This is a genomic window from uncultured Allobosea sp., from assembly GCF_945956895.1.
GTDB lineage: Bacteria > Pseudomonadota > Alphaproteobacteria > Rhizobiales > Beijerinckiaceae > Allobosea.
Window position 1 is genome coordinate 16,721 of the sequence record NZ_CAMFJF010000021.1, and the last position, 16,519, is coordinate 33,239.

Here is a 16,519-nt window from a genome sequence, read left to right on the forward strand (position 1 = left end):
GACCAGCTCGTCCGGCAGGGTGTCGGTGCCGGCCGGTATGCAATTTTAGATTGCAAATCTGAATGAATTTCAAGCGATAGTATATTATAGGAGAAGATAGACCGCTGCCGGAAGGGAAGCCAGTGCGAGCAGCGTCTGGAGCGTGGTGATCTCGGCCATCAGCGGCGCGTCTCCGCCCAGGTCGCGGGCCAGGAAATAGGCGGCGGTGGCGGTCGGGACCGCGCCTGCAACCACCGTCATCGCCAGGGCCGGGCCGGTGACGCCGAACCAGCCGGCATAGAGCCAGGCGAAGACAGGCATGACCGCGAGCTTGAGCGCGACTGCCACGGCATGGGCCAGACGCGGCCGGGCCAGCCTGTCGAGATCGAGCGCCGATCCGACCACGAGCAGGCCGATGCCGAGCGAGGCGCGCCCGAGCACGTCGAGATAGCCGGTGAAGGCGCTGGGCAGCATCCACTGGACCTGATTCAGCGCGAGACCCACCGCCGAGGACCAGATGAAGGGATTGTAGAGGATCGAGCGGATCGTCGCGCCGAGGCTCATCGGCTTGCCGCTGGCGAAGCGGGCGAGCACGAACACGCACATGACATTGAGCAGCGGAATCATCGAGGCGACGGCGATCGCCATCAGCGTCGTCCCGGTGCGGCCTTGCAGGCCGGCGGCCAGCGCGAGGCCGACGAAGGTGTTCCAGCGCACCGAGCCCTGGAAGATCGAGGTGAAGGCCGGCCCGTCGATGCCGGCACGCGCCAGCAGCGGGCGGGCGATCAGGAGCAGGGTGGCGACGCTCAGGATCGCGAGGATAAGGCTCGAGCCCATGCCGAGGACGGGCATGCTGCGCAGATCGGCCATGGCCAGCGTATGGATCACCACGGCCGGAAAGAGGAGCTGATAGGTCAGGCGCTCGACGCCGATCCAATGCGCCGGCAAGACGATATGGCGTGCCTTCAGGAACCAGCCTGTCGCGATGACGAGAAAGACGGCGATCAGACTGTCGAGCATGGCAGGGCCGGAAGGGAGGGCGCGGCCGTAAGGCCGTGGCGGGAACAATGGCGGCGGGTGGCCGTTGAACTGGCGAACCGACCTGTCCCTGTCATGCCCCGTCATGGCCGGCAAGGGCGCGGGAGAAGGACCACTCTGTCCCTGCCGCAATGCTGCCGCGATTGGTTCAGGTCTCATTCAACCGGGTCGCTGCATCCTTGCTGCAAGGTTCGGTTTGATCTCGTGAAAGGAGATGCCGCCATGATGTCTCTGAAGAAGAAGGTCGCCATTGCGCTGACCGCCGCCAGTGTCGCCGCAGGCAGCTTCGCCATTCCTGCCATGGCAAAGGATGTGCGCGGCTTCGATGCGGCGCGCCTCGACAAGGCGCAGGTCGAATACTCTCAGTATCGCTATCGTCACGGCTATCGTGGCTATTGGCGCGGCCCGTCGCGCGGTGCGGCGGTGGCCGGTGCCGTCGGCCTCGGCATTCTCGGTGCGGCCGCGATCGCGGCGCAGAACCGTGCCTATGCGGCGCCGAGCTACTATTACGACGACGACTATTATGCGCCGCCGGCGCCGGTCTATGTCGCCCCTAGGCGCTACTACAACCCCTATGGCGGCTATGACTTCCGCGACTATCGCTGAGGTCGACCGCAGCTAAAGCCTGCAAGGCCCGCGCAATCCGCGCGGGCCTTTGTGTGTGAGGACATTATTCGGATTTCGGCGTCATGGATGACGTCGTGGGTTTGCCGATAGGGGATTGTCACGATGAAATCGCTTCGACGCGCCGGGCTCGCGGGCCTTGGCCTGGTGGCGCTGGCCTGGGCCTCTGCCCAGCCGGCGGTCGCTCAATATTACGGCAGCCAGGGCTATGGCTACGAGCGCCGTTCCGGCGAGGGCTACGAGCGCCGGCCGCGCGACGGCTACGAACGCCGCGATTACGAGCGCCGCGACTCCCGGCGTTACGATGACCGCGGCCCCCGCTATGGCTCGGGCGGCGGCTATGGCCGCGATGACGGCCGGGGCGGTGGCTATGGTGGCCGTGCTCCGAATCCGATGGCCGGCATGACGCTCGAAGAGCAGAAGCGCGCAGTCAAGAACGAGCGCGAGGCGCAGAAGAAGGCGATCAAGCGCGGGCAGATCTTCCGCTAGATCGCCACTGGTCCGAGACCAGCCGCTAAGACTTTCACGAAGGCCGCTTCGCCTCCGGGCGCGCGGCCTTCAGTCGTATTGGGCCTCGTCGCCCTCGGTCTCCTGCGGGCCGAGCCGGCCCAGCCGGTCGAGCGCGCCCTGCAGGATATAGGCGGCCGCCATCTTGTCGACGACGGCGGCGCGCTTGGCGCGCGAGGCATCCGCGTCGAGCAGGGTGCGCGTCACCGCCAGCGTCGACATGCGCTCGTCCCAGAACACGATCGGGAGGTCGGTCAGTGGCGCGAGGTTGCGCACGAAGGCACGGGTGGACTGGACGCGCGGCCCTTCGGTGCCGTCCATGTTGAGCGGCAGGCCGATCACCAACCCGGCGACCGCATGCTTCTCGGCCACCTTCAGCAAGGCGGCGGCATCGAGCCCGAATTTCACCCGTTGGATCGTCTCCAGCGGCGTCGCGATCTGCCGCTCGACATCGGAGAGCGCGAGCCCGATCGTCTTGCTGCCGAGATCGAGCCCGAGCAGCCGCGCATGGGCCGGCAGGTCGATGAAGGCTTCGAGCGGGACGATCTGGCTGGTCATGGCAATCGCGGTATCACGCGCCGGCCGGCGTCGCGAGCGATACCTTCTCCGACGCACTCCGGGAATGGCGGGTTTCCTGCATCTGTAGCGCGGAAGTCATCGCGCATTGCCGGCTGCCACGCTATATGCGCCGGCTTAGTCGGCGGCGCAGCCGCCTGAGAAGGATGCCTCCCGTGCCGGCGCGGATTTCGCTGCAAGTTCCCGACAAGACCCTGCTCGGCGCCTATCAGGCGGCTTTGCGCGGCGGCTGGTCGCCGAATACCACGCGCAACGTCGCGCCTCAGCAGCTCGCCGCCATCGCGGCCGATCCCGACGCCTTCCTCGCCGAGATCCGCGGCGGCCCCGGCCGCATTCGTCTGCCGGATGGCCGCGAGGTCGACCGCATTCCCGGTCCGACGCGCTGGATCTTCGCCGAGGACCGGTCCGAGCGGCCCTTCATCGGCTCGATCAACCTGCGCTGGCAGGAGAAGGATGGCCGCCCGATCCTGGCCCTGCCCGAGCATGTGCTGGGCCATGTCGGCTACACCATCCTGCCGGCCTTCTCCGGGCATGGCTACGCCACCGCGGCGCTCGCCGCGATGCTGGATGTGGCGCGCGAGGCCGGCTTGCCCGAGATCACCATCACCTGCGACGCGACGAACCACGCCTCGCGCCGCATCATCGAGAAGAATGGCGGACGATTGGTCGAGACCTTCGTCGCGCCGCTCTACGGCCCCGATCAACGCCTCCGCTTCCTCGTCAGCACCGCGCCATGACCGATATCGTCATCACCGAATTCATGGACGACACTGCCGTCGCCAATCTGAAGGCACGCTTCGCGGTCCATTACGATCCCGAGCTCTATGCCAACCCGGACGAGATGGCGCGGCTCTTCGCCGATGTACCGGCCGTGATCGTGCGCAACCAGACGCAGGTGCGTGGCAAGGTTCTGGAAGCGGCGAAGGCGCTCAAGGTGATCGGCCGGCTCGGCGTCGGCCTCGACAATCTCGACATGGAGACTTGCGCCGCCCGCGGCATCCGTGTCTTCCCCGCGACGGGCGCCAACAGCCTCTCCGTCGTCGAATACGTCATCGGCACGACCATGACCCTGCTGCGCGGCGCATATTTCGCCAATGCCGCGATGGTGGCCGGCGAATTCCCCAAGACGAAGCTGATCGGCCGCGAGATCGCCGGCAAGCTGATGGGCCTCGTCGGCTTCGGCTCGATCGCCCGCGACGTCGCCCATCATGCCCGCGCCATCGGCATGGAGGTCGCCGCCTATCATCCGCGCCTGCCGGCCGATGACCCGGCCTGGAGCGGCGTGCGGCGGCTGGAGTTCGACGAGTTGCTGGAGCAGGCCGACGTCATCAGCCTGCACGTCCCGCTGACTTCGGAAACCCGCGGCATGATCGATGCGAAGGCCTTTGCCCGCATGAAGCCGGACGCGATCCTGATCAACACCGCGCGCGGCGGCATCATGGACGAGGCGGCACTGGTCAAGGCGCTCAAGGCCGGCAAGCTCGGCGGCGCAGCGATCGACGTCTACGAGCAGGAGCCGCTCGGCAAGGACGCCGCCAAGGTCTTCGCCGGCGCGCCCAACCTGATCCTGACGCCGCATATCGCCGGCAATACGGTGGAGTCGAACGGCCGGGTGTCCGGGCTCGTGGCCGAGAAGGTCATGGCTGCGCTGGAGGAGCGAATCTGACGTTTCCGCAGTTGAATCGGATTGCGAGCTTCGGCTCGCAAGGGATTCATCTGCTTAATGAAACGAGGCCGCTCGCAACCTCAAACAAAATCAAACCGATCGACATCGACCAATCCCTTGTCGGTGATCTTGAGATGCGGGATCACCGGCAGGGTCAGGAAAGCGACCTGCAGGAAGGGCTCGGCCAGCACGACGCCGAGCGCCTTCGCCGCCGCGCGCAAGCGCTCCAGATCGTGCCGCACCGCCTCGAAAGGCTGCTCGCTCATCAGCCCCGCGACCGGCAGCGCCAGCTCCGCCGTGACCTTGCCATCATCGGCTACGGCGAAGCCGCCGCCGATCTCGATCAGGCGGTTGGCCGCCGCCGCCATCGAGGCCTCGTCGACGCCGACGACGCAGAGATTATGGCTGTCATGCCCGACCGAGGAGGCGATGGCGCCGCGCTTCATGCCGAAGCCATGGACGAAGCCGGTGGCGATGCCGCCGTTCTTGCCGTGCCGCTCTATCACCGTGACCTTGATCGCATCCTGCGCGAGGTCGGGCAGGGCCTCGCCGTCGCGCGAGGGCAGGGCCATCGCCAGCCGCTCGGTGATGATCCGCCCCGGCACCACGCCGATCACCGGCGTCTCGCCGTCGCGGGCTTTCACGGCAAAATCGGCTGGCGCGAGCTTGCGGCTCTTCACGCTGCCGAGCCCGACCGGCGCGATCGTCGCCCGATCCGCGAACAGTGCCTCCTCGACCAGCCGGCCCCCCGTCAGGACCTGCTTCACCGAGCAGGCGGCGAGGTCCTCGACCAGCACGATATCGGCGCGCTTGCCCGGCCCGATGAAGCCACGGTCGAACAAACCGAAATTCCGCGCCGCCGAAAGCGAGGCGATGCGGTAGGTCGCGAGCACATCGGCACCCTCCGCAATGGCGGTGCGGATCATGTAGTCGAGATGGCCTTCCTCGCTGATATCGAGCGGGTTGCGGTCATCGGTGCAGAAGGCGAGGAAGGGCGAGGCGTCGCGCGAGATCAGCGGGATCAATTGATGCAGGTCCTTCGAGACCGAGCCCTCGCGGATCAGGATCGCCATGCCCTTGGCGAGCTTTTCGCGGGCCTCGTCGGCCGTCGTCGTCTCGTGGTCGGTGCGGATGCCGGCGGCGAGATAGGCGTTGAGATCCATACCGCGCACCAGCGGCGCATGGCCGTCGATATGCCGATGCGAGAAGGCTTCGAGCTTGGCGAGGCAGCCGGGGTCGCGATGGATCACGCCCGGAAAGTTCATGAACTCGGCCAGGCCGATCACCTTGGGATGATCCATCATCGGGGTCAGGTCGGCGGCTTCCAGCGCGGCCCCTGCGGTCTCCAGATGCGTCGCCGGCACGCAGCTCGACAGGTTGACGCGCAGGTCCATCCGCATCGCCTCGGCGCAGGCGAGGAAATAGCGGATGCCCTCCGCGCCTAGCACGTTCGATATCTCGTGCGGGTCGCAGATCGCGGTGGTGACGCCATGCGGCAGCACGCAGCGCTCGAATTCGAGCGGCGTCACCAGCGAGGATTCGATGTGCAGATGCGTGTCGATGAAGCCGGGAACGGCGATCAGGCCCTTGGCGTCGATGACGCGCTTGCCCTCGTAGGTGCCGTACGTCCCGACGATGGTGTCGCCGCAGATCGCGATATCGCTCTCGACCAGCGCGCCGGTGACGAGATCGAAGAGCTTCGCGCCCTTGATGACGAGATCAGCCGGCGCGTCGCCATGCCCCTGGGCGATGCGGCGGGCCAATTCTTGACTGGAAACCTTGGCGGCGTCGGTCATGGGGCGATTTCCATCTGGCATCATCGCAAGAACCTGCACGGGCTGTTCCAGCTTGTCGATACGTCTCCAGCGCGGGGCATCCCGGACAAGCGGCGAAGCCGCGCCGATCCGGGATCCATGCCTGAACCTTCGTAGTTGTCTCCGGAACCTCTTCTTGTCAGGTTCAGGCATGGATCCCGGGTCTACGCTCCGCTTCGCCCGAGATGACTCACGCGTGGGTTAAAGGTGTGGATCTACATTCTCGCGAGCCAGAAGAACGGCAGGCTCTATATCGGCGTGACCAACCACCTGTCTCGACGCGTCGAGGAACACCGCGACGGTCGCGGCTCGGAATTCGCAAGCCGCTATGGCGCGACGCGCCTCGTCTATGCCGAGCATTACGACGATCCCGCGGAAGCCATCGCGCAGGAGAAACGCATCAAGCATTGGCCGCGCGATTGGAAGATCGCGCTCATCGAACGTGCCAATCCCGATTGGAATGATCTATATCCGACGACGCATTTCGATTGATCGAAAGCCCGGAGCCTTCGCATGAAACTCACCTGGTACGGCCATTCCGCCTTCCGCGTCGATATCGACGGCGCCGCCATCCTGATCGATCCGTTCTTCACCGGGAACCCGGCCTTCGCGGGCGATGTCGCCGCGATCTCCAAGGGCGTCAGCCACATCATCGTCACCCACGGCCATGGCGACCATGTCGGCGACACGCTCGACATCGCCGCTAAGACTGGCGCGACCGTCATCACGAACTACGATCTTGCCATGCATCTGGCTTCGCAGGGCCTGAAGAACTTCAGCCCGATGAATACCGGCGGCACCGTCGATCTCGGCCCCTTCAGCGTCACGCTGACCCGCGCCGACCATTCGGCCGGCATGGGCGAGGGCGGCGTCAATGTTCCGGTCGGCAGTGCCAATGGGGCGATCATCAAGGCCAAGGGCGAGAAGACGCTCTGGCACATGGGCGATACCGACATCTTCTCGGACATGGCACTGCTCAGCGAAATCCATGGCGTCGAGATCTGCATCTGTCCGATCGGCGATCGCTTCACCATGGGCGGCAAGGTTGCCGCGCTCGCCATGACCCGCTTTGTCAAGCCGAAGGTCACGGTCCCCGCGCATTACGGCACCTTCCCGATCATCGACCAGAACGCCGATGTCTTCGTCGCCGGCATGCAGGGCAGCGGCATCGAAGTCGTGCTGCCGAAGAAGGGCGAGGCTTTCACGATCTGAGCCGGGAAACCGGTTTGATCGATCAATGCTGATTTACCTTTGCCCGTTCGCCGCGCTATAGCGCGGCGAACCGTTTTCCGGCGCGCGATCCGCGCCCTGTCCAGGAGTCCGCCATGTCGGTCGATCTCGCCACCGTCAAACGCGTCGCGCATCTTGCGCGCATCGCCGTGCCGGAGGCTGATCTGGCCAAGCTGCAAGGCGAGCTCAACGCCATCCTCGGCTTCGTCGAGCAGCTCAACGAGGTCAATGTCGACGGTGTCGAGCCGATGACCTCGGTGACGCCGATGGCGATGAAGCAGCGCGAGGACGTGGTCACGGATGGCGAGATCGCCGATGCGATCGTCGCCAACGCCCCTGCCTCCGAGGACGATTATTTCATGGTGCCGAAGGTGATCGAATAAGCGCGCGGCGCGCTCCTTCGATCATCCCGGATGCGCGTTGCGATCCGGCCTTTGCGACCAGATAAATTCCGGAACCCTCCCGTGACCGATCTCACCCGCCTGACGCTGACCGAGGCCCGCGACGGCCTGAAAGCCAAGACCTTCTCCGCCACCGAACTGACGAAGGCGCATATCGCTGCCGTCGAGAAGGCCCGCGCCCTTAACGCCTATGTGCTGGAAACCCCCGAGCACGCCCTGAAGCAGGCCGCGGCTTCCGACGAGAAGCTCGCCAAGGGCGAGGCGGGCCCGCTCGAAGGCCTGCCGCTCGGCATCAAGGACCTGTTCGCGACCAACGGCGTGCGCACCACCGCCTGCTCGAACATCCTCGGCAATTTCGTGCCGGCCTATGAGTCGACGGTCACGAGCCAGCTCTGGCGCGACGGCGCCGTGATGCTCGGCAAGCTCAACAACGACGAATTCGCGATGGGCTCGTCGAACGAGACCTCGGCCTTCGGCAATGTCGTCAACCCGTGGCGCCGCAAGGGCTCCAATGTCGGCTCTGGCGCTGGTGGCGCCGTCGAGGGCAACCATCTGGTGCCGGGCGGCTCCTCGGGTGGTTCGGCCGCGGCCGTCGCCGCCGATCTCTGCCTTGCTGCGACCGCGACCGATACCGGCGGCTCGATCCGCCAGCCCGCCGCCTTCACCGGCACGGTCGGCATCAAGCCGACCTATGGCCGCTGCTCGCGCTGGGGCACGGTGGCCTTCGCCTCCTCGCTCGACCAGGCCGGGCCGATCGCCAAGACCGTGCGCGACGCGGCGGTGATGCTGCGCTCGATGTCCGGCCACGATCCGAAGGACACGACCTCGGTCGATATGGCCGTGCCGGACTACGAGGCGGCCGTCGGCCGCTCGGTGAAGGGCATGAAGATCGGCATTCCCCGCGAATACCGCCTGGATGGCCTGAACGCCGAGATCGATGCGCTCTGGCAGCAGGGCATCGCCTGGCTGAAGGCCGCCGGTGCCGAGATCGTCGAGATTTCGCTGCCGCATACCAAATACGCCCTGCCGGCCTATTACATCGTCGCTCCGGCGGAGGCTTCCTCGAACCTCGCCCGCTATGACGGCGTCCGCTACGGCCTGCGCGAGCAGGGCAAGGACATCGTCGAGATGTACGAGAAGACCCGCGCCGCCGGCTTCGGCGCCGAGGTAAAGCGCCGCATCATGATCGGCACCTATGTGCTTTCGGCCGGCTATTACGATGCCTATTACGTCCGGGCCCAGAAAATCCGCACCCTGATCAAGCGCGATTTCGAGACGGTCTACGCGCAGGGCATCGACGCCGTGCTGACGCCCGCCACACCGTCCGCCGCTTTCGGCATCGGCGAGAAGGGTTCGGCCGATCCGGTCGAGATGTATCTCAACGACGTCTTTACGGTGACGGTGAACATGGCGGGCCTCCCCGGCATCGCCGTGCCCGCGGGTCTCGACGCCCAGGGCCTGCCGCTGGGCCTCCAGCTCATCGGTCGCCCCTTCGACGAAGAGACGCTGTTCTCGCTCGGCGCGGTGATCGAGCAGGCGGCCGGCCGTTTCGCGGTGTCCGAGCGCTGGTGGGGTTGAGCGCTTCGCTCAATCTCCGCCGCCCCCGCCGCAGCCGCCGCCATCTCCACCCGAGCCACCATCGGAGCTGCCGCCGTCTGAGCTGCTGCCGTCGCTGAAGCCGTCCGTGCTGCCGTCATAGGATGTGCTGGAGAAGTCGCCACCGCATTGCGTGCCGGCGTCGCCCCTGCGGCGGAGTTCCTCGCAATCAGGGTGGTAGCGATAGCCGCCGGGGATGTTCAGCTTGAGATCGAGCGCGAACAGCAGCGGCAGTCGCGTGGGGTTCGACGGGTTGATGCCGTCCAGCTGGCAGCATTGCAGCCAGACGCGCCGCAGGCCGGTATTGTTCTTCTTGCGATTGAGCGCGAGCGCCACGGCCGGCGTGTGATGCAGCATGCCGCCGAAGGCCTTCTGGCAGAATTCCTGGTAGGCGCGGGTATAGAGGATGAACTCGTGCCAGAGATCGTCCGCGACCTGCGAGGGCATCGCGACATATGCGCGCCCGCTATTGAGATAGGCTAGGAAGAACTGCCGCAGCCCCTGCGCGACGAGCGCCGTCTGCTTGCGGGTGAAGCCGGGGTGACGCTTGGCGAGCTTGTCCAGTAGCCCCGGAGGCCATTGGTAGTTGCTGATGTATTCGGCGCGCTTGAGGCGGCGATAGTGCGACCAGGAGGCGACGAACGGGATCGCCATCGCGACGAGTGCGAGGGCTACGAGCGGCAGGAGCCACTGAGACATTGTCGACCGCCCCCGCCGCGTCGATTCGAGACGGGGGCGATCAGATCACGAGTGAGCGGTGGATGCATCCCCGCGCGGCGGCTGCGCCTTGCGCTTGGTCCCGCGCAGGTCCGCCAGCCAGCGCACCATCACGTAGAACACCGGCGTGAAGATCAGGCCGAAGAAGGTCACGCCCAGCATGCCGGAGAACACCGCGATGCCCATCGCCTGGCGCATCTCCGCGCCGGCGCCGACCGAGATCGTCAGCGGCAGCACGCCGAGGATGAAGGCCATCGAGGTCATCAGGATCGGCCGCAGGCGGGTGCGGGCGGCAGCGATCGCCGCGTCGCGGCGGTGCATGCCCTCGTCCTCCGCCTGCTTGGCGAACTCGACGATCAGGATCGCGTTCTTCGCGGCCAGGCCGACCAGCACCACCAGGCCGATATCGACCAGGATGTTGCGGTCGAGATTGGCGTAGTTCACCCCGAACATCGCCGCCAGGATACACATCGGCACGATCAGGATGACCGATAGCGGCAGGAGCCAGCTCTCGTAGAGCGCGGCCAGCAGCAGGAAGACGAACACCACCGCGAGGCCGAAGGCGATGATCGCGGTGTTGCCGGCGAGCTTCTCCTGCAGCGCGATCTCGGTCCATTCGAAGCCGAAGCCGGCCGGCAGACGCTGCTGCGCGATCTGCTCGACCGCCGCGATGCCCTGTCCGGTTGAATAGCCGTGTGCCATCGAGAGCTGCACTTCGGCCGCCGGATAGAGGTTGTAGCGCGGCACGCGATAGGCGCCGGTCGTGTCGTGGAAGGAGGCGATCGAGCCGATCGGCACCATCTCGCCATCCGCATTGCGGGTCTTGAGATTGGCGACGTCGCGCGTGGTCAGGCGGAAGGGGTTGTCGGCCTGCGCGGTGACGCGGAAGGTGCGGCCCAGCAGGTTGAAGTCGTTGATATAGGCCGAGCCCATATAGACCGACAGCGTCTCGAAGATGCGCGTCACCGGCACGCCGAGCATCTCCGCCTTGGTGCGGTCGATATCGGCGTAGATCTGCGGCGTCTTGGTCGAGAACAGCGTGAAGGGCTGCTGGATGCCCGGCACCTGTCCCGCCGATCCTGCGACGATCCAGGCAGCGCCCTCCAGCGCCGCGAGCCCACGCCCGCCGCGATCCTGCACATAGCCTTTCAGGCCGCCGCCCGTGCCGATGCCGGGAATGGCCGGCGGCGGAATGACCAGCGCGAAGGCTTCCGGAATACTGAACATCTGCCGGCGAAGATCGTTCAGGATACCTTCGGTCGTCAGCCCGGCCTTCTCGCGGTCCTTGAAGGGCGCGAGCGTGACGAAGGCCACGCCGGCATTGGGGGCGATCGTGAAGGTCGCGCCGTCGAGACCGGCGAAGGCCACGGTATGGACCACGCCGGGGCGCGACAGCAGCAGGTCGTTCGCCTTGCGGAGCACTTCGTCGGTGCGCTGGAGCGAGGAACCTGGCGGCAGCTGCAGCGCGACGATGAAGTAGCCGCGGTCGAGCTGCGGCACGAGGCCGGTCGGGGTCTTGCGGATGTCCCAGACGGTCGCGGCGATCAGGCCTGAATAGACGATCAGCAGGATCACCGCGATGCGGATGAGCCGGGAGGTGATGCGTCCATAGGTCCGCGACAGCCAGTCGAAGCCCGCATTGAAGTAGTGGAAGAACCAGCGGATCGGTGCGCCCAGCCTGTAGAAGAAGCCGTGCTGCTCGTGCTCGTCATGCTTCTTGTGCGGCTTGAGCAGCACCGCCGACATGGCCGGCGACAGCGTCAGCGAGACGAAGCAGGAGATTGCCGTCGAGGCCGCGATCGTGACCGCGAACTGCTGGTAGAAGGTGCCCTGCAGGCCGCTGATGAAGGCGGTCGGGATGAACACCGCGCACAGCACGAGCGCGATCGCCAGCAGCGCGCCGCCGACCTCGTCCATCGTCTTGTGCGCCGCTTCCTTCGGCGACATGCCTTCGGCCAGATAGCGCTCGACATTCTCCACGACGACGATCGCGTCGTCGACGACGATGCCGATGGCCAGAACCAGCGCCAGCAGCGAGATCGTGTTGAAGGAGATGCCGACCGCGCTCATCACCAGGAAGGTGCCGACCAGCGAGACCGGGATCGCGACGATCGGGATGATCGCGGCGCGCCAGGTCTGCAGGAACAGGATCACGACGACGACGACGAGCGCCACCGCCTCGAGCAGGGTCCGCACCACCGCGTCGACGGATTCTCCGATGAATTCGGTCGGGTTGTAGATGATGCGGTGCTCGAGGCCGGCCGGGAACTGCTTGGCCATCTCGGTCATCGTCGCGATCAGCTTGTCCGAGGTCGCGAGCGCGTTGGAGCCCGGACGCTGGAAGACGGCGATGGCGACGGTGCTCTTGTTGTCGAGATAGGCGTTGGAGGTGTAGTCCTGCGAGCCGAGCTCGACGCGGGCGATGTCGCGAACGCGGATCGTGCCGCCATCCGCATCGGAGCGCACGACGATGCTCTCGAATTCCGAGACGTCGGTCAGGCGGCCGAGCGTGTTGACCGAGAGCTGGAAGGCCTCGTCCGACCTCGCCGGCGGCTGGTTGAGTGCGCCGGCCGCGACCTGCACGTTCGCGGCCCTGAGCGCCGCGACGACGTCGCCCGCCGTCAGGTTGCGCGCCGCGACCTTGGCCGGGTCGAGCCAGATCCGCATCGAGAAGTCGCGCGCGCCGAAGACCTGCACGTCGCCGACGCCGTCGACGCGGGTCAGCACGTCCTTCACGTAGAGCGAGGCGTAGTTGGAGATGTACTGCGCATCGCGCGACCCGTCCGGCGAGATCATGTTGATGACCATCAGGAAGTCGGGCGAGGCCTTGCGGACCTGGATGCCGAGCGCGCGTACATCCTGCGGCAGACGCGCCTCGGCCTGCGAGACGCGGTTCTGCACCAGCACCTGCGCCTGGTCGATGTCGGTGCCGCCCTTGAAGACGACGTTGATGGTCACCCGCCCGTCGCCGGTCGACTGCGAGGTGATGTAGAGCATGTCGTCGACGCCGTTCACCTCCTGCTCGATCGGCGTCGCCACCGTGGCGGCGACCGTCTCGGCCGAGGCGCCGGGATAGGTTGCGGTGATCGAGACCGTGGGCGGCGCGATCTCGGGATATTCGGCGATCGGCAGCGAGCGCTGCGCGATGGCGCCGGCGATCGTCAGCAGCACCGAAAGCACGGTGGCGAAGATCGGGCGGTCGATGAAGAAATGGGCGAAGCGGAACATGGGGATGTCCTGGCCGGAATAAGGCGGGCGGGCGCCCGTTGGCGCCCATGATTCAATGCCGGGCCGTGCATGGCCCGAGAGGCGGCCGCCGGTTTTCGGGGAAAGCCGGCGCGGCAGGCGCTCAGTTCGTCGTCGCGAGCTTGATCTCGCCGGGTTGCGGCGCGACGGCGACGCCCGGGCGGACCATCGGATTGGCACTGCCGCCGACGATCACCTTGTCCTGGGTCGTGAGCCCCGAGCGGATTACCCTGAGGCCCTCGCTGAGCGGGCCGAGCACGACCGGCTTCGGCACGACCTTGTTCTCGGGGCCGACCGTCAGCACGATCTTGTTGGCCTGGTCCGAGACGATGACCGTGTCCGGAACGAGCAAGGCATCGGCTTCGCCGGCGAAGAAGCGCAGGCGCCCGAACACGCCCGGCGTCAGGAACTGGTCCTTGTTCTCGAACACGGCGCGGCCGCGGATCGTTGCCGAGCGGGCATTGAGCGCGTTGTCGACGAAGTTGACCTTGCCGCGGCGGCCCCATTTGGGTTCGTCGGAGAGGCGCACCTCGACCGGCGTTCCCGTGTCCTTGCTGGCGCCGTCCCGCGGGTTGCTCAGCCGCGCATAACGCAGATAATCGGCTTCGGAGACGTCGAAGCTGAAGAAGATCGGATCGACCGCGACGATGGTCGTCAGCAGCGAGGCGCCCGACTGGCCGCCCGCGATCAGGTTGCCCGGATCGACGCGGCGGTTCGAGATGCGCCCGGCGAGCGGCGCGCGAACCTCGGTCCATTCGAGATTGAGCTGGGCATTCTTGAGGGTGGCCTCGGCGCCCTGCTGCGTACCGATCGCGCTGTTCAGGTTGGCGCGGCGCTGGTCGACGTCGCGCGCCGTGATCGTGCGGTTCTGCGTCAGGCCCTCGGCGCGCTCGACCTCGTTCTGGGCGAGCTCGACCTGCGCCTTGGCGCGGGCAACGTCTGCGCGGGCCACGTCGACGGCCAGTTTGTAAGGCCGCTGATCGATGGTAAAGAGCAGGTCGCCCTTCTGGACGAGCGCGCCGTCGCGGAAATGAACGCTGTCGATGAAGCCGGAGACGCGGGCGCGCACCTCGACCTGATCACTGGCCTCGAAGCGGCCGGTATACTCGTCCCAGTTGGTGATGCGCTTGGCGAGCGGGTTGGCGACCTGAACCGGAGGAGCTGGCGGGGCTCCCTGAGCGGCAGCGTCGAACGCGGTGAGCGCGGTCGACGTGAAGGCGGCGGTGAGCACCAGACCGATGAAACGGCTGCGTGACATGACGGAACTCCGGGGTAACGAGCCGGCGCAACCAATGGGGGTTTCCGGCATTTTGCGCAAGAAGGGGTGACGAGTGACGAATGTCAAGAACCATCACTCGTCAAGAAGCGCGATATTGCGCCACATAAGCCACATTCCCGCCATCCGGTTGCAGGAGCGCAACGCGGCGGGGCATTTTCGCCGCCTCAGCGTGCTAGGTCGACGCAACGGATGCTTGCCGCCCGCCCGCTGACATCGTAACGCGTAGGCCACGAATTCAGTCGGAAGAGACCAGATGAACGCGCATGCCCGCCCCGCCGACCCGAAGAAGCTGATCAAGGGCGCGACCGGCGATTGGGAGATCGTGATCGGCATGGAGATTCATGCCCAGGTCACCTCCAATGCCAAGCTGTTCTCCGGCGCCTCGACCGGTTTCGGCGCCGAGCCGAACGAGCATGTCAGCCTCGTCGACGCGGCCATGCCCGGCATGCTGCCGGTGATCAATGCCGAATGCGTGAAGCAGGCGGTGCGCACCGGCCTCGGCCTCAACGCGCAGATCAACAACCGCTCGGTCTTCGACCGCAAGAACTATTTCTATCCGGACCTGCCGCAGGGCTACCAGATCAGCCAGTACAAGAGCCCGATCGTGGGCGAGGGCGAGATCGTGGTCGATCTCTCGCCGACCGAACAGATCACGGTCGGCATCGAGCGGCTGCATCTGGAGCAGGATGCCGGCAAGTCGATCCATGACCAGCACCCGACGATGAGCTTCGTCGACCTCAACCGTTCGGGCGTGGCGCTGATGGAGATCGTCTCCAAGCCCGACCTGCGCTCGGCCGAGGAGGCGAAGGCCTATGTCTCGAAGCTGCGCACCATCCTGCGCTATCTCGGCACCTGCGACGGCGACATGGAGAAGGGTAATCTCCGCGCCGACGTGAACGTCTCCGTCCGCAAGCCGGGTGATGCGCTGGGCACGCGCTGCGAGATCAAGAACGTCAACTCGATCCGCTTCATCGGCCAGGCGGTCGAGACCGAGGCGCGCCGCCAGATCGGCATCATCGAGGATGGCGGCACGATCGATCAGGAAACCCGGCTCTACGATCCCGGCAAGGGCGAGACCCGTTCGATGCGCTCCAAGGAAGAGGCGCATGACTACCGCTATTTCCCCGATCCGGACCTGCTGCCGCTCGAATTCGACGATGCCTTCGTCGAGAGCCTGAAGGGCGCGCTGCCGGAATTGCCGGACGCCAAGAAGGCCCGCTTCATCGCGACCTATGGGCTCTCGCCTTATGACGCCTCGGTGCTGGTCGCCGAGCGCGATCAGGCCGACTACTTCGAGGACGTCGCCAAGGGCCGCGACGGCAAGGCCGCCGCCAACTGGGTGATCAACGAATTGTTCGGCCGCCTCAACAAGGAAGGCAAGGACGTCACGACCTCGCCGGTCTCGGCCGCGCAACTCGGCGGCCTCGTCGACCTGATCGGCGAGGGCGTCATCTCCGGCAAGATCGCCAAGGACCTGTTCGAGATCGTCTGGACCGAGGGCGGCGACCCCCGCCAGATCGTCGAGGCTCGCGGCATGAAGCAGGTCACCGATACCGGTGCCATCGAGAAGGCGGTCGACGAGATCATTGCGGCCAATCCCGACAAGGTCGAGCAGGTCAAGGCCAAGCCGACCATGCTGGGCTGGTTCGTCGGCCAGGCGATGAAGGCCTCGGGCGGCAAGGCCAACCCGCAGGCGCTGAACGAAATCCTGAAGCAGAAGCTGGGAATCTGACTCTGAAACACGCCGTCATTCCGGGCGCAGCGAAGCGGAGACCCGGAATCCATCGTAGAGCAGCCTGCCCTGCGATGGATTCCGGATCGGCGCCGCTTCGCGGCTTGTCCGGAA

15 protein-coding genes are annotated in these 16,519 nt (G+C 66.2%); 9 read left to right on the forward strand and 6 right to left on the reverse strand.

The window, feature by feature from the left end; genetic code table 11:
- Positions 1–84 precede the first annotated feature (84 nt).
- On the reverse strand, positions 85–999 hold the full coding sequence (locus Q0Q02_RS13415) for an AEC family transporter (RefSeq protein WP_293810166.1): 915 nt from the start codon (positions 997–999) through the stop codon (positions 85–87).
- A gap of 240 nt (positions 1,000–1,239) precedes the next feature.
- Between Q0Q02_RS13415 and Q0Q02_RS13420 the strand changes: the two genes are divergently transcribed.
- Both Q0Q02_RS13420 and Q0Q02_RS13425 read left to right on the forward strand, forming a co-directional pair.
- Positions 1,240–1,623 (forward strand): hypothetical protein, encoded by a 384-nt coding sequence (locus Q0Q02_RS13420; protein WP_293810168.1) that lies wholly within the window; start codon positions 1,240–1,242, stop codon positions 1,621–1,623.
- A 123-nt stretch (positions 1,624–1,746) separates the two neighbouring features.
- On the forward strand, positions 1,747–2,130 hold the full coding sequence (locus Q0Q02_RS13425; protein ID WP_293810170.1) for a hypothetical protein: 384 nt from the start codon (positions 1,747–1,749) through the stop codon (positions 2,128–2,130).
- Positions 2,131–2,199: 69 nt separating this feature from the next.
- Here the strand turns inward: Q0Q02_RS13425 and ruvX are convergent, their stop codons facing one another.
- Positions 2,200–2,706 (reverse strand): Holliday junction resolvase RuvX, encoded by a 507-nt coding sequence (gene ruvX, locus Q0Q02_RS13430; RefSeq protein ID WP_293810172.1) that lies wholly within the window; start codon positions 2,704–2,706, stop codon positions 2,200–2,202.
- A 173-nt stretch (positions 2,707–2,879) separates the two neighbouring features.
- On the opposite strand from ruvX, the gene Q0Q02_RS13435 reads away from it, so the two are divergent.
- Complete coding sequence (locus tag Q0Q02_RS13435; RefSeq protein WP_293810174.1) at positions 2,880–3,461, forward strand: GNAT family N-acetyltransferase; 582 nt, start codon at positions 2,880–2,882, stop codon at positions 3,459–3,461.
- On the forward strand, positions 3,458–4,390 hold the full coding sequence (locus tag Q0Q02_RS13440) for a hydroxyacid dehydrogenase (protein WP_293810176.1): 933 nt from the start codon (positions 3,458–3,460) through the stop codon (positions 4,388–4,390). Before Q0Q02_RS13435 ends, Q0Q02_RS13440 begins: the two co-directional genes overlap by 4 nt.
- Before the next feature lie 80 nt (positions 4,391–4,470).
- Here Q0Q02_RS13440 and ade read toward each other — a convergent pair whose 3' ends face one another.
- Positions 4,471–6,186 carry an adenine deaminase gene (gene ade, locus Q0Q02_RS13445; RefSeq protein WP_293810178.1) on the reverse strand — a complete coding sequence of 572 codons (1,716 nt, stop codon included), beginning with the start codon at positions 6,184–6,186 and terminating at the stop codon, positions 4,471–4,473.
- 225 nt (positions 6,187–6,411) lie between these two features.
- Here ade and Q0Q02_RS13450 point away from each other — a divergent pair, with 225 nt between their 5' ends.
- The 4 genes from Q0Q02_RS13450 to gatA all read left to right on the forward strand — a co-directional run bounded on the left by Q0Q02_RS13450 (position 6,412) and on the right by gatA (position 9,413).
- On the forward strand, positions 6,412–6,696 hold the full coding sequence (locus Q0Q02_RS13450; protein WP_293810180.1) for a GIY-YIG nuclease family protein: 285 nt from the start codon (positions 6,412–6,414) through the stop codon (positions 6,694–6,696).
- A 21-nt stretch (positions 6,697–6,717) separates the two neighbouring features.
- Positions 6,718–7,416 carry a metal-dependent hydrolase gene (locus Q0Q02_RS13455; RefSeq protein WP_293810181.1) on the forward strand — a complete coding sequence of 233 codons (699 nt, stop codon included), beginning with the start codon at positions 6,718–6,720 and terminating at the stop codon, positions 7,414–7,416.
- Positions 7,417–7,529: 113 nt separating this feature from the next.
- Positions 7,530–7,817, forward strand: a complete 288-nt coding sequence (gene gatC, locus Q0Q02_RS13460; RefSeq protein ID WP_293810182.1) for an Asp-tRNA(Asn)/Glu-tRNA(Gln) amidotransferase subunit GatC — start codon at positions 7,530–7,532, stop codon at positions 7,815–7,817.
- 81 nt (positions 7,818–7,898) lie between these two features.
- The gene (gatA, locus tag Q0Q02_RS13465) at positions 7,899–9,413 is read left to right on the forward strand and encodes an Asp-tRNA(Asn)/Glu-tRNA(Gln) amidotransferase subunit GatA (RefSeq protein WP_293810184.1); all 1,515 of its coding nucleotides are present in this window, start codon (positions 7,899–7,901) and stop codon (positions 9,411–9,413) included.
- 9 nt (positions 9,414–9,422) lie between these two features.
- On the opposite strand, the gene Q0Q02_RS13470 is transcribed toward gatA, so the two are convergent.
- The 3 genes from Q0Q02_RS13470 to Q0Q02_RS13480 all read right to left on the reverse strand — a co-directional run bounded on the left by Q0Q02_RS13470 (position 9,423) and on the right by Q0Q02_RS13480 (position 14,652).
- Positions 9,423–10,130: a hypothetical protein gene (locus Q0Q02_RS13470; RefSeq protein ID WP_293810186.1), complete on the reverse strand. Its 708-nt coding sequence runs from the start codon at positions 10,128–10,130 to the stop codon at positions 9,423–9,425.
- 45 nt (positions 10,131–10,175) lie between these two features.
- Positions 10,176–13,376: a multidrug efflux RND transporter permease subunit gene (locus tag Q0Q02_RS13475; protein ID WP_293810188.1), complete on the reverse strand. Its 3,201-nt coding sequence runs from the start codon at positions 13,374–13,376 to the stop codon at positions 10,176–10,178.
- Positions 13,377–13,497: 121 nt separating this feature from the next.
- Entirely contained in the window at positions 13,498–14,652 is a 1,155-nt protein-coding gene (locus Q0Q02_RS13480; RefSeq protein WP_293810190.1) for an efflux RND transporter periplasmic adaptor subunit, read from the reverse strand.
- A 274-nt stretch (positions 14,653–14,926) separates the two neighbouring features.
- Here Q0Q02_RS13480 and gatB point away from each other — a divergent pair, with 274 nt between their 5' ends.
- On the forward strand, positions 14,927–16,405 hold the full coding sequence (gene gatB, locus Q0Q02_RS13485) for an Asp-tRNA(Asn)/Glu-tRNA(Gln) amidotransferase subunit GatB (RefSeq protein ID WP_293810192.1): 1,479 nt from the start codon (positions 14,927–14,929) through the stop codon (positions 16,403–16,405).
- Positions 16,406–16,519: the final 114 nt, after the last annotated feature.